Below are 22,701 nucleotides of genomic sequence, written 5' to 3' on the forward strand. Positions count from 1 at the left end.
CCTACTTGGTGAGTTGGTACACCGTGGAGTTACCCACGGTTTGGGCCTGGAAGTTGGCTTGCACCCAGGCGGCCACCTCGGAGTTGCCGCCCCGGCCGCCCATGCCGCCGCCCATGCCGCCTTCGATGAAGTAGCTGATCTCACCCCTGGCCACCATGGCCTGGAACTCGGCGAGCGTGGGATAGGGGTCGCCGCCGTTCCAGCCGCCCAGGGCAATGACGCTGGTGTTCGTGGCCAGTTCCAGGCTGGCGGCCTGGCTGGCCCCGGAGACAATCGCCGACCACTTCGTGGTGGTGCCGGTGAGCAGTGCGGTCACGGCTGCATCGGCGGTGCCTTCGCCGGGACCACCCGCCCCGCCGGCTCCGGGGGCCCCGGTGAAGCCGCCGGCTCCGTTCGCGGGATCAAAACCGCCGGCACCGGCTGCCGCATCCGTTCCGTCGGTCCGGTCGCCACGGAGCGCGGCGTCGTCCCGGAAGCCGGCAGCCCTGTTGCCGAAACCGCCCGCCGACGAACCTGCGGGCCCCGACGTCGGGATGGATCCCGAATGGGCGGACGCGGCGGTGGCCAAGGTCCAGGCAGCCGTTCCAAGGCCCCCGGCCAGCAAGGAGAGGACGACGACGGCAGCCGTCCCGGAGCGCCGGAACCGTCCCGCAGCGCCCTTGCCGTCAAGGCGGAGGAGGATGGCGGCCGCGGCAAGGACACCAAGGACGATGGTGGCGATGCGCAACCACGGCAGCCACGACGCGTCGCGGCCCAGCAGCACCGAGGACCAGATGGAGGTGCCTAAGACCACGACGGCAAGAGTGGTCCGTGCCGGCCAGTACGCGCGGCCGCGCCAGAGTTCCGCCGCGCCGATGCCCACCAGCGCGGCGATGGCCGGTGCCAGTGCCACCGAGTAGTAGGGGTGGACGATGCCGCTCATGAAGCTGAAGACGCCCGCGGTGACCAGCAGCCAGCCGCCCCACAGGATCAAGGCCGCGCGGCTCCGGGACGTGCGCGTTTCGCGGCGGGTGAACCACAAGCCTGCCACCAGCAGCACCAGGGCGGCAGGCAGCAGCCAGGACACCTCGCCGCCGAAGCTGCTCCCGAACATCCGCAGCAGGCCGGCCGCGCCGCCGAATCCCGCATTTCCGCCGCCGAAGCCGCCCGCCGCACCGCCGCCCGGGCCGCCGGCTCCACCTCCGGGCATCCCTTCACCCGAACCGGTGATGCGGGCCAGGCCGTTGTAGCCGAAGGTCAGTTCCAGGAAGCTGTTGGTGGTGGACCCGGCCATGTACGGCCGTTCGGAGGCCGGCGTCAGCTGGAAAAGGGCAACGTAGCTGCCGGCCACCACGATGATCCCGCCCAGCGCGCCGAGCAAGTGGACCAGCCGGCGTCCCAGCGGTGTGGGGGCAGCCCACAGGTAGGCAAGTCCAAGCGCGGGAACCACCAGGAAGCCTTGCAGCATCTTGCTGAGGAACGCCAGGCCTATCACGGCCCCCGCCGCCACCAGCCACTTCCATCCGGCCCGTTCGATGGCCCGGGTGGTGAAGTACGCCGCCAGCACCAGGCAGAGGGTGAGCATGGCGTCCGGGTTGTTGAATTTGAACATCAGCGCCGCCACGGGCGTCAGTGCGAGGGCGCCGCCGGCCAGGAGGCCTGCCACCGGACCGGAAACCCGCTTCACAGCGAGGTACAGGAAGCCGACGGCGGCCACTCCCATGAGCGCTTCGGGCACCAGCATGCTCAGTGACGAGAAGCCGAAGATACGGCCCGCCAGGGCCGGGATCCAGAGCGCGGCGGGCGGCTTGTCCACGGTGATGGCGTTTCCGGCGTCGAGCGATCCGAAGAGGAGTGCCGTCCAGTCCTTGGTGCCCGCCTGGATGGCAGCGGCATAGAAGGAGTTTCCGAAGCCGGTGGCGGCCAGGTTCCAGAGGTACAGGATTGCCGTGGCCACCAGGAGGCCTGCGGCCGAGGGCCGCACCCAGCGGGGCTGGCCGCCGAAGGCGTAGCGGGCCCAGCGCGATCCAGGCTGTGCGGGGCCGGCAGAGGAAACTGCGGAACCTGACCGGTGCTGTGGACCGGCGGTTGATTCGGTGGTCGATCCGGCGCCTGCCGGGGAAAAGGTGGAGGTCATGATGCTGCCGTTTCTGTGGAGGCGGTGGCGGTCGTGTCGTCGGCGGACGAAGCTGCGGGGGTTCCGGCGGATGGTGTTGCCGGTCCAGGGCCTGTCCAAGGACCGGGGCGCGTGGAGGGTGCTGTACGCGGCGCCCGCTCCCGGAAGACCCAGAGCCGGAACAGCAGGAACCGCACGGCGGTGGCGGCGAGGTTCGCCGCCACGACGGTGAGGATTTCCGCCCACCGGTCCGGCGTCGTCGTCCTGTGCACCAGTGCCAACGCACCCGAGGTGAGCACCAGGCCGATGCCGAACACGATCAGCCCCTCAAAGTGGTGGCGGACCGGGTTGCCGCCCTGGATGCCGAACGTGAAGCGCCGGTTGGCTCCCGTGTTGGCCACGGCCGTGATCAGCAGGGCCAGGAAGTTGGCAAGTTGGGGATCCATGAAGCTGCGGCAGGACGCGAAGATCGCCAGGTAGGCCAGGGTCGACGCGGCACCGATGGCGGCGAAGCGCACCAACTGGCCAAACAGGCTGCTGCCGCGGGTTTGCTCGGCCGCCCGGGACGAGGCGGGCAGCGGCCCCCGCGCCAGGGCTGCCCGCAGCTCCGGAACCGGGATGCGGCCGTAGAGCAGGTCGCGGGTGAGCCGTGCCATGCCCCGGACGTCCGCCAGCGCCGTCCGCAGCACGTCAACGCTTGAATCAGGGTCGTCGATCCAGTCAACGGGAACCTCATGGACGCGCAGGCCGCACCGCTCCGCCAAGACCAGGAGCTCGGTGTCGAAGAACCAGGAGTTGTCCACGGTGTACGGAAGGATCTGTTGGGCCACGTCTGCGCGGATCGCCTTGAACCCGCACTGTGCGTCACTGAACCGGGCACCCATGAAGGAGTGCAGCATCAGGTTGTAGCCGCGCGAGATGAATTCCCGCTTGGGTCCGCGGACTACGCGGGAGTTGCGGGTCAGCCGGGTGCCGATGGCAAGGTCCGAATGGCCGGAGATCAGCGGCGCCAACAGTGGTGCCAGGGCCGCAAGGTCGGTGGAGAGGTCCACGTCCATGTAGGCCAGGACCGGCGACGGCGACGCCAGCCACACCTTGCGCAGTGCATTTCCGCGGCCCTTTTCGTCGAGGTGGACCACCGCGAGTTCGGGGAACTCCCGGGCCAGGCGTTCGGCGATCTTCAAGGTGCCGTCCGTGCTGGCGTTGTCCGCCACGGTGATCCGGAACGCGTGCGGAAAGGAATCGAGCAAGTGGGCGTGAAGCCTGCGGAGGCATTCCTCCAGGTCGCGTTCCTCGTTGAAGACCGGGATGGTTACGTCGAGGACCGGCGCGGTGGTGCGGGTGTCCACGGGGGCGCGCCGTCCGGCGCGCCCCCGTGATGGAATGCCCACCGGCGCCACCGCGGCGTCCGGCAGGGTTCCTGAAGTGGAGTCGGTGAGCGTCATGAATCAAGAGTGGCGCCGCCGTATTTGAGGGCTTTAGGCGCAACCTGTGACGTGCCTGTGTAAGTGCGGCCGGCGCTCGCAGTCAGGAGGTGGCGGTTGCCGCTGCCGGCAGGCGGACGGCGAACTCGGTCCTGCCCGGCCGGGAGGCGAGTTCCACGGTGCCGCCATGGGCCGCGACGATGGATTCGACGATCGAAAGCCCCAGCCCGGACGATCCTTCGGAGCCTGAGCGGGAGGCATCGGCCCGGGTGAACCGGGAGAAGATGTTGCCCTGGAACTCGGCGGGAATGCCGGGGCCGTCGTCGGTGACCGTGACCACCACGCTGCCGTCGGCGGAGCGCATGACCCCGGTGGTGACGGTGGTGCCGGCCGGCGTGTGCTTCCTGGCGTTGGAGAGCAGGTTGGCCAGGACCTGGTGGAGCTGGGTGGTGTCGCCGCGGACGGTTACCGGTTCATCGGGCAACGTCAGCTGCCAGGTGTGGTCCGGTGCCATGACCTTTTCGTCGCTGACGGTTTCGATCACCAGCTGGGTGAGGTCCACATCGGTGGTTTCGGTCGCCTTGCCCTCATCCAGCCGGGCCAGCAGCAGCAGGTCCTCCACCAGGGCGGTCATGCGCTCAGACTGGCTTTGCACCCTGCCCAGCGACTTTTGGCCGTCCTCGGTGAGGGTTTCGGTCATGCGCATCAGCTCGGTGTATCCGCGGATGGCGGTCAATGGGGTCCGGAGCTCATGGGAGGCGTCCGCCACGAACTGGCGCACTTTCATCTCACTCCGTTGCCGGGCTTCGAGAGCGCTGGAGACGTTGTCCAGCATGAGGTTCAGCGCGTGCCCCACGCTGCCCACTTCCGTGGTGGGATGCGCTGCCGACGGCGGGACACGCACCGCCAGGGCTACCTCGCCGGCGTCGAGCGGCAGCTTGGAAACCTTGGTGGCGACGTCGGAGAGCTGCTCCAGCGGCCGCATGGTCCGGCGGATCAAGGCCGTGCCGGCCAGCCCGATCAGGACAAGGCCGCCCAGTGACACCAGCACCATCGTCAACACCAGCGAGGCCTCGGTGCTTTCCTTGGTTGCCAGCGGCAGCCCGGTGATCACCACGTCGCCGTACGGGGTCTGTGTTGCCATGAGCCGGTAGTCGCCGTTGGACAGCTCCCGGTCAACCGGGCTGCCGTCACGGGGTAGGGCCTGCAGGGTGGCTGTGTCCCGGGAAGTCAGCGGCGTGCGGGTGAAATCCGCGGACAGGAAACCTGCTTCCCGCGTGATCTGGCCACCCACCACCCTGGCATTGAGTGTTCCCACGCTTTGACCCCGCGCGTCGAGCGGATCCGGACGGCCCGAGGGATTGCCTTCGGGCGGGCGGCCGCGTGACGCCATGGTCAGCTGCTCGTCCAACTGCTTGGAAAGGACGACGTCCATTGAGGCGTAGCTGACCACGCCGATTGCGCTCGAGATGGCCACCAGGAGGGCCATCGAGAGCAGGATCAGGCGGGTCCGAAGATGCCAGGTGGCCGGGTTGAACCACGAGCGGCCGGTGGGCCGGGGAACACCGGAAAGAGACACGCGTTTCCTTTGGCTAGTCTGCGGGTTTGATGACGTAGCCGGCGCCGCGCACGGTATGGATCATGGGCGGATGGTTGGCTTCGAGCTTCTTGCGCAGGTAGGAAATGTACAGCTCCACGATGTTCGCCTGGCCGCCAAAGTCGTAGTCCCACACGTGGTCCAGGATCTGGGCCTTGCTCACCACGCGCTTGGGGTTTTCCATGAGGTAGCGGAGGAGTTCAAACTGTGTGGCCGTCAGCTGGATTTCCTCCCCGGCCCGGGTGACCTCCCGGGTGTCCACGTTGAGGACCAGGTCGCCCACCACCAGTTCGGCCGTATCCATGGCGGCCACGCCGGAGCGCTGGACCAGGCGGTGCAGACGCAGCAGGACTTCCTCCATGCTGAAGGGCTTGGTCACGTAGTCGTCGCCGCCGGCGGCCAGCCCCACGATCCGGTCCTGGACGTCGTCTTTTGCGGTCAGGAACAGTGCGGGCACCTCGGGCGCGAAGGCGCGGATCCTGCCCAGCAGTTCCACGCCGTCGAACCCCGGCAGCATGACGTCGAGCACCAGGACGTCCGGATGGAAGTCCTTGGCAAGCTTGACCGCCGTGGGTCCGTCCCCGGCTACGGCCACGGACCAGCCCGCCATGCGCAGTCCCATGCTCATCAGCTCCGACAGGCTGGGTTCGTCATCCACCACCAGGGCCCGGATCGGAGAGCCGTCGGGGTGGGTGAGCTGGGGCAGGTTGTTGGTCATGGAGTGCGGGGATGCCATGGGACAACTCTCCGATCTACCGGTGTGCCGGTGCTTTGCCGTTGCTGTGTTCCAGCTGTGAGCTCCAGCCTAGCCACCTGGACCCGCGGCCAGGCTAACCAGGCAGGGGAAAGCGTGCAGGTCACAGGCGGAGGTGGCCTGCTGCACAGCCTCTGCACAGCAATTCGGCAGAACCTGTTGGAACAACCAGCATCACCACCATCAGTTTCGACTTTTTTGGAGAATGACAATGGACGAGCACAACAACCAGCCAGCCCCGGGCAGGTCAGGGCAGAACGGGCAGCCGGCCCCCGTCTGGGGAGGCTCACCAGAGGGCAGCGGCCACGGCGCGGCGGCCCACGACCGGGACGTCCCGGGCAACCAGGGCAGGGGAGACTACGAAACGGTCGGGCAGGGGCAGCCTGCGCAGGGCTGGGGAGCGCCCGAAGGTCCGCCGTCGGCAGGATGGGGTGCTCCGCCCGCGTCCGGCCACGCGTACAGCGCAGGCACTGGCTGGGGCGCACCGCAGCAGTACGCTTCCGCCTCGGCGTCCCGCGGGCCGAAAGGCGCCTGGACGGCGAAGAAGGGACTCCTGGTCGGCGGCGCGGCCGTGGTCCTGGGTGCAGCGGCCGGCGCCGGCGCGTACGCGGCCGGAAACGGCTCGGGCACGGCAGCCAACGCCCAGGGCGCGGGCGCGGCCAGCCAGTTCGGACCCGGCGGGCAGAACGGCATGGTCGGGCCGGGCACCCAGTCCGGTACCAACGGCGGCGCGGCCGGCGGCATGGGCATGGACGGGGGCCCAGGGGGCTTGGGGATGGGGGCGGCCGGCCTAACCGCTGCCATCCACTCCGAGTATGTGGTCCTGGAAGGTTCCAACTATGTGACCATGGCCGGCCAGGCGGGCACCGTGACGGATGTATCGGCCACGTCGCTGACGGTCAAGAGCGAGGACGGCTTCGCCCGCACCTATGCCGTGGGCTCCGATGTGCAGGTCACACAGGGGATGAGGCAGCGCGGGGGCACATCCACCGGAAGCACCCTCAGCCTGTCCAACGTGACCGCAGGGGCCAGCGTTCGCGTGACCGCGCTCAAGGATGGTGACTCCTACACCGCCCAGGCCATCCAGCTTGCCACCGCAGGTGCCGGTACCTCGGCCGGCACCGGAACCAGCAGCAACTGACCCAAGCATGCCGTACCACTCCCAGGCAGGTCCTGCCGCCGGCCCACGCCCGCCGTCCGGGCAAAAAAATCTGCCGCCGGCAGGGCCGGGACTGGACATGGCGCGCAGTCGTCCGGCCGATTCTATGTCAAGCGATTGAATTTCGGGGAGATTCGGAGAATTAGCCCTCTATCGAATTATCTTCCGAATGACCGGCTAACCGAGACTCTTCTCCGGATAACGAACGTTATTATTTCCCCATCTCGAAATAGTGATCTAAAGCACAATCGGCAGTTTTGTCTCACCATGTGGACGAATTGGTCCATTGTTACTTGCAAGTTGGCATTGTTACGCTGCACACTTCCAATGTGAACAAGAACTCAACAGCACCTGCAGCCGCAGAATATTGGCCCAGCACATCCGCTGCTGCCGACATGCGCTGTTGTCGAATGCACGCCTGACCTTCGCACCCCTGAAGTTCTTAGGCATTCGCCCCCCAGCCCAGCGTCGGGCGCCCCTCCCCGGTCCGCGTCTACGGGGAATCCAGCATTCGAGCCGCGAACACGGCCATTCACATTGAGGTAAGCATTCCATGTCAGTTGCATCCGGATACGTCCACATCTCCGTCCGTAACGCCGCCAAGGCAGGCCAGCCCTCGGGCCTGCGCCCCGGTTTCGGGCCCCGCCCGTCGCTTGCTCCCACTTCCGGAAGCGCCTTCCCCGCGCAGGGCTACGCCCCGCAGGGATACAACCCGAACTCCTACGGCCAGCTCCGCGCCGTGCAGCCTGCAGAGGCCGCTCCGGTCACGGCCCCCACGCCCGTGGTGGCCGGCCCGAATGCTGTCCGCCCGGTGGCCAATGACAACGTGGCCCGCGGGTTCGTCCTGTACATGGGGATCGATGAGGAGACCGCGGCAGCAGCCGGTACCTCCATCGCCAAGCTCGCCCAGGAAATCCGTGCCTACGCCCAGTCGCTGGTCTCCGGCGCCGAGAGCTACGCCGCCGTTGCGGTAGCTCCGGCCGGCACCCCCGGTTCCGCGCTCGACGTCGTCCGTTCCACGTTCGGCGACCCCACGGTCAACTCCCGCCAGCGCACCGAGGCCGCCCGTCCTGCCCAGCCGCAGGAACCGCGCCCCTCCGGTGTCCTGATCGACCTCGCGCGCCGCGAAGTCCACCTCGACGGTGAATCCCTGAACCTCACATTCAAGGAGTTTGAACTCCTGAACTACCTCGTCGAGAACGGCACCCGCACCGTGGGCCGCGACGAATTGCTCGAAGGGCTGTGGCGCAACGCCGAAGAGGTGCCCAACGAGCGCACCATCGACGTCCACATCCGGCGCCTCCGTTCCAAGCTGGGCCGCCTTGCCAATACCGTCCGCACGGTCCGCGGCCAGGGCTACCGGTTCTACGAGCACCCCGAGGTCGTTGTCTGGGCCGCTCCGGAATACTCGATCTAGCTCCCGGACCCAAACGTGCCTGCCCAGTGCGGCGGGCACGCTTTCGCAGGACATCCTTCGTGGCCTGCTGGTTTGGATAGGCTTGGGCCATGAGTTCGCACCATGTTCGACGCCTCGTGATCATGCGCCATGCCAAGGCCGACTGGCCGGGCGGGGTGGCCGATCATGAGCGGCCGCTCGAGGAGCGCGGACACCGGGAAGCGCCGCTCGCCGGGCGGTGGCTGCTCAAGCACAACATTGTCCCCGACTTCATCCTGTGCTCCAGCGCCCTGCGCACCCGGCAGACGTGCACCTGGGTCTGCTCCGAGCTGGGGGACAAGGCACCCACGCCCAAGCTTGAAGACGGCTTGTATGCGGCCTCAGCGCAGCGGATGCTCACCGTGGTCAACCACGTGCCGGACACCGTGACCACACTGATGCTGATCGCGCACCTGCCCGGCGTGCAGGACCTGGCAATGCACCTCGCCTCGCGGGACTCCGACCACGACGCCTACATGGACGCCGCCACCCGCTTCCCCACCAATGCGCTGACCGTGCTGGAGACGGAAAAGCCCTGGGCGGAACTGGATGGGCAAGATGCCCGGATTACCCGGTTCAAAGTTCCCCGGGCCCACTAGCGGCAACCGCGCCCGTGGTCACCCTGCTGCCGGCAATCTCCCGCAGCAGGCCCGCAACGTGCCTGATGCCGGGGCTGGCCGTCATGGTCTTGCGATGGATGAGCCCAACCTGGCGGGCCTGGACCGGGTTGACCACCGGAACGGCCACCACATCCCGGGGGAGTGCCGGCCGCCCCAGCCGGGGAACAAGCGCCACCGCCACCGCCTGCTCCACCATCGCAATATGCGTCGCGAAATCGGGATCGTAAACCCGGATGTCCGGCACCCGGCCCAAATCCGCAAAAATCCGCAGCAGGGCTTCGTTGCAGATGGCCCCCGCCGGCGTGCTGATCCACCTTTCGTCAACAAGCTCCGCCGGGGCAACCGCAGGGCGCCCCGCAAGGTGATGGCTGCGGTGCACCAGGACGTCCGCCACATCCTCGCAGAGCCACTCGAGCGTCAGATGCTCCGGGATCACCAGCGGCACCGAATTCCAGTTGTGCACCAGGCCGAGGTCCGCCTCCCCGTTGGCCACCCGGGCCACGGCTTCCCGCGGATCCTCGGCCAGGACGGCGACGCTCAGCGCCGCGCCTGACTCTTCGAGCTGTGCCAGCAGCGGGCCCACCAGTCCGCGGCAGGCCGTGGAAAAAGACACCACCCGGAGGCTGCCGCTGGGCTTGGCCGGATCTGCCAGGAGCGTGGACTGCAGTTCCTCCAGCTCGGCCAGGATGCGCCGCCCGTATGCCGCCAGGGCCAGTCCGCGTTCCGTGAGCAGGACGCCACGGCCCCGGCGCTCCAACACCGCGAAGCCGGCCTCCTTCTCCAACTTCTTCACCTGTTGGGACACGGCCGATGGGCTGAACCCCATGGCTTCCGAAGCTGCAATGACGGAGCCGTGCTGCTCCACCGCTGCGAGGGCCCGCAGGGAACCGATATCAATCATGAAGCAAAGGTACATGATTTACGGTACAAACCAGCGCTGGTGCTTCATCCGCTGTGCTGTCAGAGTATGGGATGTGAACCTGCGCGATTCCCTGCTTGCCGTCCTTGTCGCCCTGTTGTGGGGCCTGAATTTCGTGGCCATCGACCTCGGGCTGCATGCCGGCGGCCACGACTTCCCGCCGCTGCTGTTCGTCGCCATGCGCTTCGTCCTGGTGGTGTTCCCCTGGATCTTCTTCATCAGGAAACCGGACATCAGCTGGAAGGCTATCCTCGGCGTCGGCCTCTTCATGAGCGCGGGCCAGTTCGGCCTCCTGTACCTGGCCATGGCACTGGGCATGCCCGCGGGGCTCGCGTCCCTGGTCCTGCAGGCGCAAGTCCTGCTGACCGTCCTCCTTGCCGCGGGCTTCCTGGGCGAACGCCCCAGCCGGCGTCAACTGGCGGGCGTGGTGCTGGGCGTCGCCGGGCTCGCCGTCGTGGCGGCAGGACGCAGCGCCGTGGCACCGCTCCTCCCGCTGGTGATTGTCCTGGCCGCGGCGTTGTCATGGGCCGCCGGGAATGTCCTGGCCCGGAAGGCCAAAGCCGCCTCCGGCCTGGGATTGGTGGTCTGGTCCGGGGCTGTGGTCCCGCTTCCGCTGGGGGCATTGTCCCTGCTGGTGGACGGGCCGGATACGGTGTGGCAATCACTGGCAACGCTGCAGATGCCCACCGTGCTCAGCGCGTTGTACACGGCAATCTTTGCCTCGCTGGTGGGTTACGGCATCTGGAACCGGCTCCTTGCCGGCCACCCGTCGTCGGCCGTGGTGCCTTTCACGCTGCTGGTCCCGGTGGTGGGCATGAGCACGGCGTGGCTGGTCCTCGCCGAGGTGCCGTCGGCAACGGAACTGGCGGGCGGCCTGCTCCTCCTGGGCGGCGTCGCGACGGCGGTGATTACCGGAGCGGGCGGGCGCCGTCAGCGGCGCGGGGCTGAGCCGCTGCCGGGCCGTGGTGCCGGTTTGGGCGCCGGAGACACGGACGACGACGGCCGCTTGGCTGCCGCCGACGTCCCCCGGACGGGAGCGCGGGAGGCGGACGTCCGCTGACCGGGGGACGCCTGGGCGCCGGATTGTGCCCCGGACGCCTGGCCGGCCCGTGGTGCGGCACCGCGTGGGCTGCGGGGCGGACCGGACCGCTGTGAGGGGGTGCGCTGCGGTGCGGTGCCCTGCAATGTGGCCCGGGTGCCCGTCCGTGGTGCGGCCGCCGGGCGCCTGGTGGTTCCGGCCGGCCTGCGGACCGGTGCTGCACGCCGCCGGCCCGGCCAGAGCGCGCCCAGGAAGAGGATTCCGAAAGTCGCGACGGCCGCAACCCCGGCGCCCAGGAAGTAGTTGTCCGGGTCGCGGGTGGGCAGCGGGGTGCCCAGGAAGGAGGACTGGTCGTCGTACGCCAGCGTCCAAGTGCTGAGGAACGCCAGGGAAAAGCCGAGGGCAAGGGCAGTTCCGGTCCCCGCAGCGAGCAGGGCGAAGCGCCGGCGGCGGACCACGATTTCGGCCACCGCAGCCAGGTACGCCAGCGCCAGCACGCCAAGGAACGCGACGAACACCGGCTCCGCAAGGGTCATCCCCGTGAGCACCAGGAGCCCGGCGGCGACGACGCCGCAGATCACCGCAAATTTTCCGCTCTTTCCGGTATGGCGCATGTGCTCCATCATCCCCGAGGAGCGGCCTCCCCCAGGACGTAGCCGCGCATGATAGCCATGATTGCTGCAACACTTTGGTCACGGGTGCGCTCAGGATTGTAGGTCTGCCGGTCCAGGCCCACCACGAAGCAGGCGCCGAAGATGGCTGTCTCCAGGCTGCCCCGGGACACCGAGCCATCCACCGGATACGCCGCGGCCACGCTTTCCACGGCCTGGCCGATGACCGCGAGGAGCTCCCCGCGCAGGACCGCAAAGGTGCCCTGCCATTCACTGGGGATCCGCCAGTTCTCGCTGACCCACAGGCGGGCGAAGGAAGGGTATTCGGCCATGAAGTCCATGGCCTGGCCAATCATCGCTTCCATGGCCAGCAGCGGGTCCCGGCCGCTGCCGCCGTCAGCGGCCTCAAGCAGGCGTGCCTTGAGGATGTCCACCCCGTGCCGCAGCAACTGGGCGATCAGCTCGGATTTGCTGCCGAAGTTGTAATAGACCGTGCCCTTGGACACTCCGGCCGCCGCGGCGATCTCGTCCACCGTGACGTTGGCCGCCCCGCGTTCGCCAATGAGCTCCATGGAGGCGTCGAAGAGTTTCTGGCGGGTGGCGTTGGTCCGGGCAGGCCGGAGCGCTTTTGCCCCGGCCTGGGGTTCGGTGGTCATACGGCAATCTCCGGTTTCAGCGTCTTGAGTGTCCAGTACTTGTTCTTGCGCACCGCCAGGGTGGACAGGGCGGCGCCCAGTACTGTGTACCCGAGCAGGCCAACCAGGGTGGGAACAATCATGGACAGGTCCGCGCCGTAGATCAGGTGCCGCATCCCGGTCACCACGTAACCCATGGGGAGGACCTGGTGCACAGCATGCAGCGGCTCCGGGGTGGTCTGCCACGGGAACGTGCCGCCGGAGGACACCAGCTGCAGGACCAGCAGGATCAGCACCACGAGCTTGCCCGGGGAGCCCAACAGGGCCACGATCCCCTGGATGAGGGCGCTGAACGCCATCGCCGCGGCCAGCAGGAACAGCCACATCAGGACCGGGTGCGCCGGGTTCAACCCCAGCGCCACATCCACCACCAGGGTCAGCAGGGACGCCTGCACCACCGAGACCAGCAGGAACGGCAGCCAGCCGCCCAGCGCGATCTTCCACGAGGGCGCGTTCGAGGCCAGGGCCCGCTGGGTGATGGGCCGCATCGCCTGGATCAGCATGAAGATCCCGATCCACAGGGCGAGCGTGAGGAAGAACGGTGCCAGCCCTGCGCCGTAGGAACCGGCCTTGGCCTGCGAGACATTGCTGACCGCCACAGGATCGGCCATCACCTGGGAGAGGTTGCTCTTTTGTGTGTCGTCCGGGTTGGGAACCTGGCCGGCACCCTTTCCGATCTCGTCGGCCAGGGTACGGGAGCCGGTGGCGGCCTGGCCCGCACCATCGGCGAGCTGGGCCGCGCCGGCGTCCACTTTCCGCGCCCCGTCCGCAAGGCCGGAGGCGCCGTCGACGGCAGACTGCTCACCGGTCGCCAGCGCTGCGGCCCCTGTGTGCAGCTGGTTCGCCCCGGCCGATGCCTGCCCGATGGCGTCCTTCAGGGCCGGCATCCCGGCAGCCAGCTGGGCTGCGCCGACGCTGACCGCCTGGGAGCCGTCGGCCAGCTGCTGGACCTGTTCGGCGTCCGTCTGGATCTTGGCCTTGGCTGCTGCCACAGGGCTGGACGCTGCGGCGGCATCGAAATCAGCCAATACCTTGTCAGCCTGTTCCTGGGTCAGGACACCCGAGGCGACCAGCCTGCTGTTGGACTCCACCACCCGGGCGCGCAGTCCTTGGTCGGCTGCTTCCAGCTGGGACGCCACATCCTGGACCTTGGTGTTCAGCTGGGCGTTCCCGGCAGCCACCTGGGCCGCGCCGGAGGCAAGCGTTTGGGTATCGGAGGGCAGCGTGGCGGTCTTGTCCTTCAGCGTGGACAATCCGTTGCTGAGCTGCCCCGCGCCGTCGGTCAGCTGGTTGGCGCCGTCCCGCAGCTTCAGCTGGCCGGCGTACAACTGGTCGGCGCCGCTGCTCAAGGCCGTGGTGCCCTCGTGGAGGGTGACCGTTCCGTCCCTGAGGGTGGCCACTCCGTCGGCCAACTGGGCGGCGCCGTCCGCGGCCTGAACCATCTTGCTGTGGATGGTGCCGAAGCCGGTGAGCAGCTGGTTGGCGGTCTCCTCCCCAACCTCCTTGGCCACCGTGGTGTGGACGGCCGTGGTCAGTTTGTCCACGATGGTGCTCAACAGGTAGTTGTTGGCATCGTTCGTGGTGACGTTCAGCATGGCCTGGCTCGCGGAATCAAAGCTGCCCGGCGAGACCAGGTTTGCCGAGAAATCCTTGGGGATCTTCAGGGCGAAGGCATACTGGCCGCTGCTGACTCCGGCGTCGGCCTCCGTTGAGCTGGACACCGGAACCCAGTGGAACACGTTGCCCTCCACCAGGCTGTCCGCCACTTTGGTTCCGGCCTCCAGCCGGGTGCCGTCGGCAGCGGTGGCGCCGGAGTCCTCGACCACCAGTGCGGCGTCGAGGCTGTTGAGGTGCCCGTAAGGATCCCAGTTCGCGTACAGGTACACCGCACCGTAGAGCAGCGGGACCATGGTCAGCGCCAGGATGGTCAGCTTGGGCAGCAGACCGCCGGTCATGCGCTTGAGTTCGGAGCGGGCCAGCCGCAGGACAGTCACTTGGCAACCTCGGTTTCGAGTTCGGTTTCCTGGTTTTCCCGGTCAGGCGCGGACTCCGCTGAGTGCTTGCCGCCCGGGGTATCGGGTTCGGTTTCGGGTATCCGTTCCGGCGCGGGTTCGGGTGCCTCGTTGCCGATGTGGGCGACCGGTCCGTCCCACGAGGCGGGGACGGCACTGACGGCCGCTACGACGGCGAGGGGGCGCCCGGCGTCGTATGCCAACGCCTGGAGGCGCGGCAGCCAGGTGAGGTCATCCGCACTGTGCCGGTCAGGGGAGTCGATCACCAGCAGGTCGGTGCCCGGGTTGGCGAGGGCCAGCGCCGTGAGCAGCTCAAGCCGCCGCCGCGGCTCGAGCTGTTCGGTCCACAGGTCCGCGATGTCCTCGAACCGGTTGACCTTGAGCCAGGGCCGGCTGAGCAGGGCGCCACGGTAGCGGCGGGGGATCAGGGCCAGGTCCTCGGTGACCAGGTCGCGGACGCTGAGGTGTTCCTCCGGCTCATTGACGCCGGGGGAGTCCACCAGGGCCGCGGCGAGGCGGAGCTGCTTGGTCCGGGAGTTGCCGTCCCAGCTGAGCTGCCCGCCGCCAGTGGCCTTCATCCTGCCGCTGAGCAGGAGTGCCAGCGCGGTGCGCTGGTCCTGCCGGCCGCCGGCAACGAGCAGCAGCTCGCCACGCGCAACCGTCAGGGACGTGGGAGGAAGCAGCGGGTCCCGGCGTCCTTTGGCCTGGAGCTGGTGTGCTGAGAGCAAGGCTTGCCTTTCGCAGAAGAAGTCTGCATCAAGACTAACCAAACTGACCGGTCAGTTCAAATAAGACTCACAGGCCATACTTCTCCAGCAGCCGCAGCCAGACCTCACTGATGGTCGGGTAGGAAGGGACTGCGTGCCATAGCCGGTCCAGCGGAACTTCGCCCACTACCGCGATGGTGGCCGCGTGGAGCAGCTCGGCCACATCGGGCCCGGCGAAGGTGGCGCCCAGGAGGACTTTGCGGTCTTCGTCAACCACCAGCTGCGCCCACCCCTCGTAGTTCTCGGAGTGCAGGGAGGAACCGGCCACCTGGATGGGCAGCTCCACGGACGAGGCGTTGTAGCCGTCCTTCCTGGCAGATTCCAGCGTGCGCCCCACGCTCGCCAGTTCCGGATCCGTGAAGACGACGCTGGGTACGGCGTGCTGGTTGGCCGTCTGGGCGCAGCTGGTCCAGTCGCCCGGGGCTCCCTTGAGCCCGCCCGTGGCCCGGGCGGCGATGGCGTCACCGGTGGCGCGGGCCTCGTACTTGCCCTGGTGGGTGAAAAGGTTCTTCCCGGCGGCGTCCCCCACGGCGTACAGCCAGTCGTCGTCGCCGGGGGTCCCTTCGACGAGGCCGGTGGTGTCCGTGGACAGGCTCAGGTGGCCCGATTCTCCGGGCTCGAAGCCGACACTTTCCAGGCCGAGGCCTTCCAGCGCCGGGTGCCGGCCGGTGGAGACCAGGACCTTTTCTGCCGTGACGGTGGTTCCGTCGCCCAGGCTGACGGTGAGCGTGCCGTCCTCGTTTGCGCTGATCCGTTCGGTGGCCGTATGCAGCCGGAGGGTCACGCCGTCTGCCCGCAATCCCGCCGCAACCAGCGCCGCCCCTTCCTCCGGGAAGGTGCCCAGCAGGCCGCTGCGCGCCACCAGGGTAACGCTCGAGCCCAGGCGGGCGAAGGCCTGCGCGAGCTCCGTGCCGGCCACTCCGCCGCCCAGGACCGTGAGGCGTTCGGGGATCTCAGCCGCGGAGGTCGCTTCCCGGGTGCCCCAGACCTGCACGTCCTCCAGCCCCTCGATGGGAGGGTTGTTGGGGGTGGACCCGGTGGCCAGGACCACCGCGTGCCTGGCCCGCAGCAGGTGTTGCGCCCCATCCAGGCCCGCCACTTCAACCGCCTTGGGCCCGGTCAGCCAGCCGTGGCCGCGCACCAGCTCGATGCCGGTGTCCTTCGCCCAGCTGACTTGGCTGTCGTCCTGCCAGTTGGACGTGAAGTAGTTGCGGCGGGCCAGGACGGCGGCGGCGTCCAGGGTTCGGGTGACGGCTTCCTTGGCGCCGGGGGTGGTCTGCGCCCCATGCAGGGCGGTGCCGGGCCGGAGCAGTGCCTTGGATGGCATGCATGCCCAGTAGGAGCATTCACCGCCAACAAGTTCCGCTTCCACCATGACGGCGCTCAGGCCCGCCTGGACCACGCGGCCCGCCACGTTTTCACCTACGGCGCCTGCGCCGATAACAACAACATCAAATTCGCGCTCAGCGGCCTCGGGCATCATGTGCACAGCCTAGCCGGGACGCGGCGACTGGAGGGTACAAAAAAGGTCCGCACCGGCGAGCCGGTGCGGACCTTGTTGGTGCGCCCAAAGGGATTCGAACCCCTGACCTTCTGTTCCGTAGACAGACGCTCTATCCAGCTGAGCTATGGGCGCATTCCGTGTCCCGGGTGAAGAACCGCTCTCCCCGAACCTCGAATTACTTTACGCGAGCCGGGGCCGTAGTGCCAAATCGAAACCCTTGTAATCTCGGCAACTAGACCGGTATAGGTGACCTTTGTCACTTAATTCGCGATTCTGCGGTAAAAATTCCTTGAATTTCCGCGGAATTCACTTTTCGTGACCGGAGATGTCAGTCAAGCTCCCAAAAAACTCCAGTGGTCCGGACCATAGCATTTAGCTCACACCGATGAACCCGAGGAAGGGAACTGCAATGGGCGATCTGGCGCAGAAGCCGCTGCTTGAGAAAGCACCCACCACACATGCCGGCTTGCTGGCATGGGTCGAAGAGGTTGCTGAGCTTACGCAGCCGGACCGCATCTACTGGGTTGACGGGTCCGAAGAGGAAAACACCCGCCTGACCGACGAGCTCGTCGCTGCCGGAACGCTCACGCGCCTCAACCAGGACCTGTTCCCCAATTCCTTCGCCGCGTTCTCGGATCCCGCCGACGTTGCCCGCGTCGAGGAGCAGACCTTCATCTGCTCGGAAAACAGGCGTGACGCCGGCTTCACCAACAACTGGATGGACCCGCGCGAGATGAAGGACAAGCTGCGCGGGCTCTTCGCCGGTTCCATGCGCGGCCGCACCATGTACGTCATCCCGTTCGTCATGGGCCACCTGGATGCCGAGGACCCCAAGTTTGGCGTGGAAATCACTGACAGCGCCTACGTTGTTGCCTCCATGCGCATCATGGCCCGCATTGGCACGGATGTCCTGAACCGGATCACCGAGACCAACGCCTTTTTCGTCCCGGCCCTGCATTCCCTGGGCGCGCCGCTGGCACCGGGCCAGGATGACGTCCCGTGGCCGTGCAACCCGGACAAGTGGATCGTCCACTTCCCCGAAGAGCGCTCCATTTGGTCCTTTGGCTCCGGCTACGGTGGAAACGCGCTGCTGGGCAAGAAGTGCTACGCCCTGCGCATCGCCTCCGTCATGGCCCGCGACGAAGGCTGGCTGGCAGAGCACATGCTCATCCTCAAGCTGACCTCCCCCGAGCAGAAGACGTACCACATTTCCGCGGCCTTCCCCTCCGCCTGCGGCAAGACCAACCTCGCCCTGCTGGATCCCACCATCAAGGGCTGGAAGGTTGAAACCCTCGGTGACGACATCACCTGGATGCGGTTCGGCAAGGAAGGCGAGCTGCGGGCCGTCAACCCCGAGGCCGGCCTGTTCGGCGTGGCACCCGGTACCGGCTGGGGCACCAACCCCAACGCCATGCGGGCCATCGCCAAGGGCAGCAGCATCTTCACGAACGTGGCGCTGACCGACGACGGCGGCGTGTGGTGGGAGGGCATGACCGAGGAAACCCCGGCGCACCTCACCGACTGGCAGGGCAACTCCTGGACGCCCGACTCGGACAAGCCCGCAGCCCACCCGAACTCCCGCTTCTGCACCCCGATCGACCAGATCGACATGCTGGCCGAGGAGTACTTCAGCCCGGACGGCGTGGAGCTCTCCGCCATCCTGTTCGGCGGCCGCCGGAAGACCACCATTCCCCTGGTCACCGAGGCCCGCAGCTGGTCCAACGGCATCTTCATGGGCTCCACCCTTTCCTCCGAAACCACCGCGGCCGCCGCCGGCGCGGTCGGTGTGGTCCGGCGCGACCCCATGGCCATGCTGCCCTTCATCGGCTACGACGCAGGCGACTACCTGAACCACTGGGTAAACCTGTCCGCCAAGGCAAACCCGGAGCGCCTGCCCAAGATCTTCCTGGTCAACTGGTTCCGCCGGAACTCCCAGGGCGGCTTCGCCTGGCCCGGCTTCGGCGACAACGCCCGCGTCCTCAAGTGGGCCATCGAGCGCCTCGAAGGCACGGCAGACGCCGTCGAAACCCCCATCGGCTACGTACCCACCGGCGAGGCCATCGACCTCGAAGGCCTGGACATGACGGCTGCCCAGGTTGAGGAGGCCGTCAAGGTCGATCCTGCCGAGTGGGCCACCGAGCTGGCCTCCATTGAAGACTGGTTCGCCAACTTCGGCGGCTCGCTGCCCGAAGCCCTGCAGTCCGAACTGGCAGGCCTGAAGGCCCGCTTGGGCTGACCTGCCCTTCATAAGTACTACGACGGCCCCGCACGTTTTCCGGAAGGTGCGGGGCCGTCGTCGTCCCGTGGGCCCGGGAGCGGGCCGCGCGGTGGATTCAGCTCGCGAGCCAGATGTCCGGGCCGAAGACCTCGTAGTGGATCCTGGTGGCGGGAATGCCCGCGTTGATGGCCTCGTTGCGGATGTTCTTCATGAACGGCAGCGGGCCGCAGAGGTAGAGGGACGCATCGGCCGGGAGGTCCACTTCGCGCAGGGACATGAAGCCCTGCCTGGTGCCGTCCACCGGCTGCTCCAGCCAGAGTTGCAGTTCTGCGCCGTCCAGGCGCTCGACGTCGCTGGTCATCTGGCTGCGCAGGGCCCAGCTGTCCAGGGTGCTTTCCGCGTGCAGCACCAGCACCTGCCGGTCAGAGCCGGACTCGGCCAGCGACCGCAGGATGGACGCCGTGGGGGTGCAGCCGATGCCCGCGGAGGCCAGGACCACCGGGCCGTCGCCGTCCTTGAGGGTGATCTCACCGTAAGGGTTGGAAATCTCGACGACGTCGCCCACCTGGACGGTGTGGTGCAGCACGGGGGAAACCTCGCCGCCGTCGTCGAGTTTGGTGGTGAAGGTCCGGCTGGTGCCGGCACCGCCGGAGAGGGAATACTGCCGCACCTGCCGCAGGCCGTCCGGGAGCGCCACCTTCACGCTGATGTACTGCCCGGGCAGGGCTGCGGTGACCGGGGTGTCGTCGGCCGGCTCCAGGGTGAAGGTCATGGACCCGGTTCCTGCCGGTGCCTTGGCTGCCACCCGCCAGGGCGTCCACATTTTGTCGTTGGCCTGCGCGGCGTAGAGGCCCTTTTCGAGCTTGATCAGGGCGTCCGCCATCAGCCAGTACACCTCGGTCCAGGCTTCGGCGATCTCGGGGGTGATGACCTCGGCGAGGTCTTCGGCGATGGCCGCGAAGAGGTGCTCGTAGACCACCTGGTACTGCGGTTCGGTGATGCCCAGGGAGGCGTGCCGGTGGGCGATGCGGGAAAGGACCGTCTCCGGCAGGGTGCCCGGGTTGTTGACCAGGTGGGTGGCGAAGGCTGCGATGCTCCCGGCGAGGGCCTGCTGCTGGTTCCCGGAGCGCTGGTTGGAGCGGCTGAACAGGCCATCCATCAGCTCGGGGTGGGCCGCGAAAAGACGGGCGTAGAAGTTCGGGGTGATGGATCCGATCCTGGAGCCGACCAGCGGCAGGGTGGCCTCAATGACGGGGCGGGACTTGTCCGAGAGCATCTGAAACTCCTGAGGTTATGGCCGGGGCCTTCGTCCGGCCGGATGAAAACTTGTATTTCAAATACAAGTATTTCTGCCTCAGTTCTACACTGCGTAGAAGATTGAAATCAAACTGGTAGGTGACACCCGGATGGGTTGGGCTACAAGCCCGGGCGGAGGCCGATCAGCTGGAATACCGGCGCCATCTGGCGGGCCTGGGGCAGGTCCGCGATCACCACGGAGTCGAGTTCCGCGTAAAAGGCTTCCCTTGCGCGGGCCAGGGCGCTGCGGAGCCGGCATTCGGTGATCAAAGGGCAGTTGCCGGCCGGTGATACGCAATCGGCCGGATCTGCCCGGGAATCGAGTTGCCGCAGGATCTGCCCCACGCTGGCGATGCGCCCGGCATGGCTGAGCTGGGACCCGCCGGAGCGGCCCCGGACAACCTCGATCAGCCCCAGGCTCCGCAGCTTGGCCATCGCCTTGCTGACGTGGTTGTAGGGCGTCCCCACCGAGTCCGCGATGCTCTGGGTGGTCAGCAGGGTGCCGTCCGGGACCGCTGCGAGCACCATGAGTGCCCGCAGGCTGACGTCGGCGAAGGCGTTGATCTTCACGGCTGCCGCTGGTCTAGTCCACCCAGATGGCCGGCTCGCTGGCATCCGCGCCCAGCTCGCCAAAATCCCAGGACTGGGTGCTGGGGTTGGCGGCATAAGGCAGGACGGCTGCGAACAGGGAACCGTCCCGGTGCTCCGCGGCCACGTGGATGGCGTCGGAATCCTCTTCCACCAGCAGGATGTCGCACACGACGGCGGCGGCGCGGAAGTCGTCCCGGTTCTGCCGCAGGAGCGCCTGGAGGTCCTGGATCATGGCCTCGGCGTCGAAATCCCCGTCCGTGTCCTCCCCGGCCTCCGCCGGGGAGACGGCAACCAGCCGCACCTCGCCGTCGTTCTGGACAGTGAGCGCGAAGGGCAGAAAGCCGCCGTTGCGCTGGAGCTGCTCCTGGGCCGCGCTCACACCCGTGCCAAGGAGGTTCTCCAGGTCGGTTGCCGTGGCTTCCGGAACAGAATCGCGCCAGCCCTCCTGGCCGCCGGAGCCCTCCGTTGGCTGCCCGGTGTGCTTTGCCATCTGCTGCTAGGCCCGTACCAGCGAGAGGACGCGGTCGCGGACGCGCTCCATGGTGGCCCGGTCCGTCGCCTCGGCATTGAGCCGCAGGAACGGTTCGGTGTTGGAGGGGCGGAGGTTGAACCAGTAGCTGCCGTCGTTGGCCGTGAACGTGCTGCCGTCCAGGGTGTCGATGGTGAGGTCCTCGTCCGCGAAAGCCTGCCGTACCCGCTCCACCGCCGCCGGCTTGTCCTCCACCTCGGAGTTGATCTCGCCGGAGCTGACGTAGGGCTCGTATTCGCGTGCCAGGTCGGACAGCGGGCCGTCCTGCTCGCCCAGTGCTGCCAGGACATGCATGGCCGCCAGCATGCCGGTGTCAGCATTCCAGAAATCGCGGAAGTAGAAGTGCGCGGAGTGTTCGCCGCCGAACACGGCACCTTCCTCGGCCATGACCGCTTTGATGAACGAGTGGCCAACGCGGGTCCGGACAGCACGTCCGCCGTCGTGCTCCACCAGCTCCGCGACGGCACGGGAGGTCAGGAGGTTGTGGATGATCGTGGGCTCTTCCTCGCCCTGCGCCTTGGCGCGGGCGATCTCGCGGCGCGCCACCATCCCGGTGATGGCGGACGGCGACACGGGCTCGCCCTTCTCGTCGATGACGAAGCAGCGGTCTGCGTCGCCGTCGAAGGCCAGGCCGATGTCCGCGCCGTGCTTGATGACCGCTGCCTGGAGGTCGCGGAGGTTCTCCGGCTCCAGCGGGTTGGCGGGGTGGTTGGGGAAGGAGCCATCCAGTTCGAAGTAGAGCGGAACAATGTCGAACGGGAGTTTGTGCAGCAACGCGTCGCCCAGCACGGCGGGAGTGGTCAGGCCTGCCATGCCGTTGCCGGCGTCCACCACCACCTTCAGCGGGCGGGATGCGGAGAGGTCAACCAGCTTGCGCAGGTACTCGGAGTAGTCCTTGAGGACGTCGCGGACGCTGATGTTTCCGCGGGTGCCGGCGGCGGGGATGGACCCGGTGTTTAGGTACTGCTCCGCGAGGGCCTGGATCTCCTTGAGGCCGGTTTCGGAGGAAATCGGGACGGCGCCGGCCTTGGACATCTTGATGCCGTTGTAGGCGGCGGGGTTGTGGCTGGCGGTGAAGGTTGCGCCGGCGCGGTTGAGGAAACCGCACGCAAAGTACAGCTCATCGGTGGAGATCAGGTCCAGCAGCTCCACGTTGGCGCCCCGCGTTGCGGCCCCGTTGGCGAAAGCCTTGGTGAACTCGGGGGAGGAGGGGCGCATGTCGCCGCCCACCACGATGGTCTGGCCTTCGAGCTTGAGGACATCCACGAACGCGGCCCCCACGGCTTCGACGATTTCGGCGGTGATCGATTCGCCCACAATCCCTCGGACGTCGTAGGCCTTGAAGGATGCCGAGAGATCAAATGTCGTTGTCTGTTCGCTAGTCACGGGCTTTATCTTACGTGGGCGGCGGGCGCAGCCAAGCTGGTTCCGGGCGC

General features: G+C 67.6%; 18 protein-coding genes and 1 tRNA gene. 5 read left to right on the forward strand and 14 right to left on the reverse strand.

Annotated elements, in window-relative coordinates:
• Window position 1 precedes the first annotated feature (1 nt).
• The 4 genes from AC4EEV_RS14710 to AC4EEV_RS14725 all read right to left on the reverse strand — a co-directional run bounded on the left by AC4EEV_RS14710 (window position 2) and on the right by AC4EEV_RS14725 (window position 5,852).
• Entirely contained in the window at window positions 2-2,116 is a 2,115-nt protein-coding gene (locus tag AC4EEV_RS14710; protein ID WP_491329298.1) for a glycosyltransferase family 39 protein, read from the reverse strand.
• A complete protein-coding gene (locus AC4EEV_RS14715; RefSeq protein WP_491329299.1) occupies window positions 2,113-3,540 on the reverse strand; it encodes a bifunctional glycosyltransferase family 2/GtrA family protein in 1,428 nt (475 codons plus the stop codon). The genes AC4EEV_RS14710 and AC4EEV_RS14715 overlap by 4 nt, the downstream gene beginning before the upstream one ends.
• An 82-nt stretch (window positions 3,541-3,622) precedes the next feature.
• Window positions 3,623-5,098 carry a sensor histidine kinase gene (locus AC4EEV_RS14720; protein ID WP_109044753.1) on the reverse strand — a complete coding sequence of 492 codons (1,476 nt, stop codon included), beginning with the start codon at window positions 5,096-5,098 and terminating at the stop codon, window positions 3,623-3,625.
• A 13-nt stretch (window positions 5,099-5,111) separates the two neighbouring features.
• Window positions 5,112-5,852 (reverse strand): response regulator transcription factor, encoded by a 741-nt coding sequence (locus AC4EEV_RS14725; protein ID WP_387457721.1) that lies wholly within the window; start codon window positions 5,850-5,852, stop codon window positions 5,112-5,114.
• Between the two features lie 229 nt (window positions 5,853-6,081).
• Between AC4EEV_RS14725 and AC4EEV_RS14730 the strand changes: the two genes are divergently transcribed.
• The 3 genes from AC4EEV_RS14730 (at window position 6,082) to AC4EEV_RS14740 (ending at window position 9,063) form a co-directional block, all read left to right on the forward strand.
• Entirely contained in the window at window positions 6,082-7,011 is a 930-nt protein-coding gene (locus tag AC4EEV_RS14730) for a hypothetical protein (protein WP_491329300.1), read from the forward strand.
• 571 nt (window positions 7,012-7,582) lie between these two features.
• Window positions 7,583-8,446 carry a winged helix-turn-helix domain-containing protein gene (locus AC4EEV_RS14735; RefSeq protein WP_018762395.1) on the forward strand — a complete coding sequence of 288 codons (864 nt, stop codon included), beginning with the start codon at window positions 7,583-7,585 and terminating at the stop codon, window positions 8,444-8,446.
• An 89-nt stretch (window positions 8,447-8,535) separates the two neighbouring features.
• Entirely contained in the window at window positions 8,536-9,063 is a 528-nt protein-coding gene (locus tag AC4EEV_RS14740; RefSeq protein WP_026264758.1) for a SixA phosphatase family protein, read from the forward strand.
• Here the strand turns inward: AC4EEV_RS14740 and AC4EEV_RS14745 are convergent.
• On the reverse strand, window positions 9,041-9,985 hold the full coding sequence (locus AC4EEV_RS14745; protein ID WP_491329301.1) for a LysR family transcriptional regulator: 945 nt from the start codon (window positions 9,983-9,985) through the stop codon (window positions 9,041-9,043). The genes AC4EEV_RS14740 and AC4EEV_RS14745 overlap by 23 nt on opposite strands.
• A 73-nt stretch (window positions 9,986-10,058) precedes the next feature.
• On the opposite strand from AC4EEV_RS14745, the gene AC4EEV_RS14750 reads away from it, so the two are divergent.
• On the forward strand, window positions 10,059-11,063 hold the full coding sequence (locus AC4EEV_RS14750) for an EamA family transporter (protein WP_491330895.1): 1,005 nt from the start codon (window positions 10,059-10,061) through the stop codon (window positions 11,061-11,063).
• 601 nt (window positions 11,064-11,664) lie between these two features.
• Here the strand turns inward: AC4EEV_RS14750 and AC4EEV_RS14755 are convergent.
• The 5 genes from AC4EEV_RS14755 to AC4EEV_RS14775 form a co-directional block, all read right to left on the reverse strand.
• Window positions 11,665-12,309 (reverse strand): TetR/AcrR family transcriptional regulator, encoded by a 645-nt coding sequence (locus tag AC4EEV_RS14755; protein WP_285320560.1) that lies wholly within the window; start codon window positions 12,307-12,309, stop codon window positions 11,665-11,667.
• Entirely contained in the window at window positions 12,306-14,342 is a 2,037-nt protein-coding gene (locus tag AC4EEV_RS14760; protein ID WP_285320561.1) for a YhgE/Pip domain-containing protein, read from the reverse strand. The genes AC4EEV_RS14755 and AC4EEV_RS14760 overlap by 4 nt, the downstream gene beginning before the upstream one ends.
• Window positions 14,339-15,088 carry a P-loop NTPase family protein gene (locus AC4EEV_RS14765; protein WP_491329302.1) on the reverse strand — a complete coding sequence of 250 codons (750 nt, stop codon included), beginning with the start codon at window positions 15,086-15,088 and terminating at the stop codon, window positions 14,339-14,341. Before AC4EEV_RS14765 ends, AC4EEV_RS14760 begins: the two co-directional genes overlap by 4 nt.
• 67 nt (window positions 15,089-15,155) lie before the next feature.
• Complete coding sequence (locus AC4EEV_RS14770; protein WP_491329303.1) at window positions 15,156-16,610, reverse strand: dihydrolipoyl dehydrogenase family protein; 1,455 nt, start codon at window positions 16,608-16,610, stop codon at window positions 15,156-15,158.
• A gap of 76 nt (window positions 16,611-16,686) precedes the next feature.
• Window positions 16,687-16,763 (reverse strand) — tRNA-Arg (locus AC4EEV_RS14775).
• 277 nt (window positions 16,764-17,040) lie between these two features.
• Between AC4EEV_RS14775 and AC4EEV_RS14780 the strand changes: the two genes are divergently transcribed.
• Complete coding sequence (locus AC4EEV_RS14780) at window positions 17,041-18,867, forward strand: phosphoenolpyruvate carboxykinase (GTP) (RefSeq protein ID WP_491329304.1); 1,827 nt, start codon at window positions 17,041-17,043, stop codon at window positions 18,865-18,867.
• Window positions 18,868-18,964: 97 nt separating this feature from the next.
• Here the strand turns inward: AC4EEV_RS14780 and AC4EEV_RS14785 are convergent, their stop codons facing one another.
• The 4 genes from AC4EEV_RS14785 to AC4EEV_RS14800 form a co-directional block, all read right to left on the reverse strand.
• A complete protein-coding gene (locus AC4EEV_RS14785) occupies window positions 18,965-20,125 on the reverse strand; it encodes a globin domain-containing protein (protein WP_491329305.1) in 1,161 nt (386 codons plus the stop codon).
• Window positions 20,126-20,265: 140 nt separating this feature from the next.
• Window positions 20,266-20,715 carry an RrF2 family transcriptional regulator gene (locus AC4EEV_RS14790; RefSeq protein WP_491329306.1) on the reverse strand — a complete coding sequence of 150 codons (450 nt, stop codon included), beginning with the start codon at window positions 20,713-20,715 and terminating at the stop codon, window positions 20,266-20,268.
• 13 nt (window positions 20,716-20,728) lie between these two features.
• On the reverse strand, window positions 20,729-21,226 hold the full coding sequence (locus tag AC4EEV_RS14795; RefSeq protein ID WP_285247422.1) for a hypothetical protein: 498 nt from the start codon (window positions 21,224-21,226) through the stop codon (window positions 20,729-20,731).
• A gap of 6 nt (window positions 21,227-21,232) precedes the next feature.
• Entirely contained in the window at window positions 21,233-22,651 is a 1,419-nt protein-coding gene (locus AC4EEV_RS14800) for a phosphomannomutase/phosphoglucomutase (protein WP_491329307.1), read from the reverse strand.
• Between the last annotated feature and the right edge of the window lie 50 nt (window positions 22,652-22,701).

Source organism: Pseudarthrobacter sp. MOO14, from assembly GCF_058267675.1.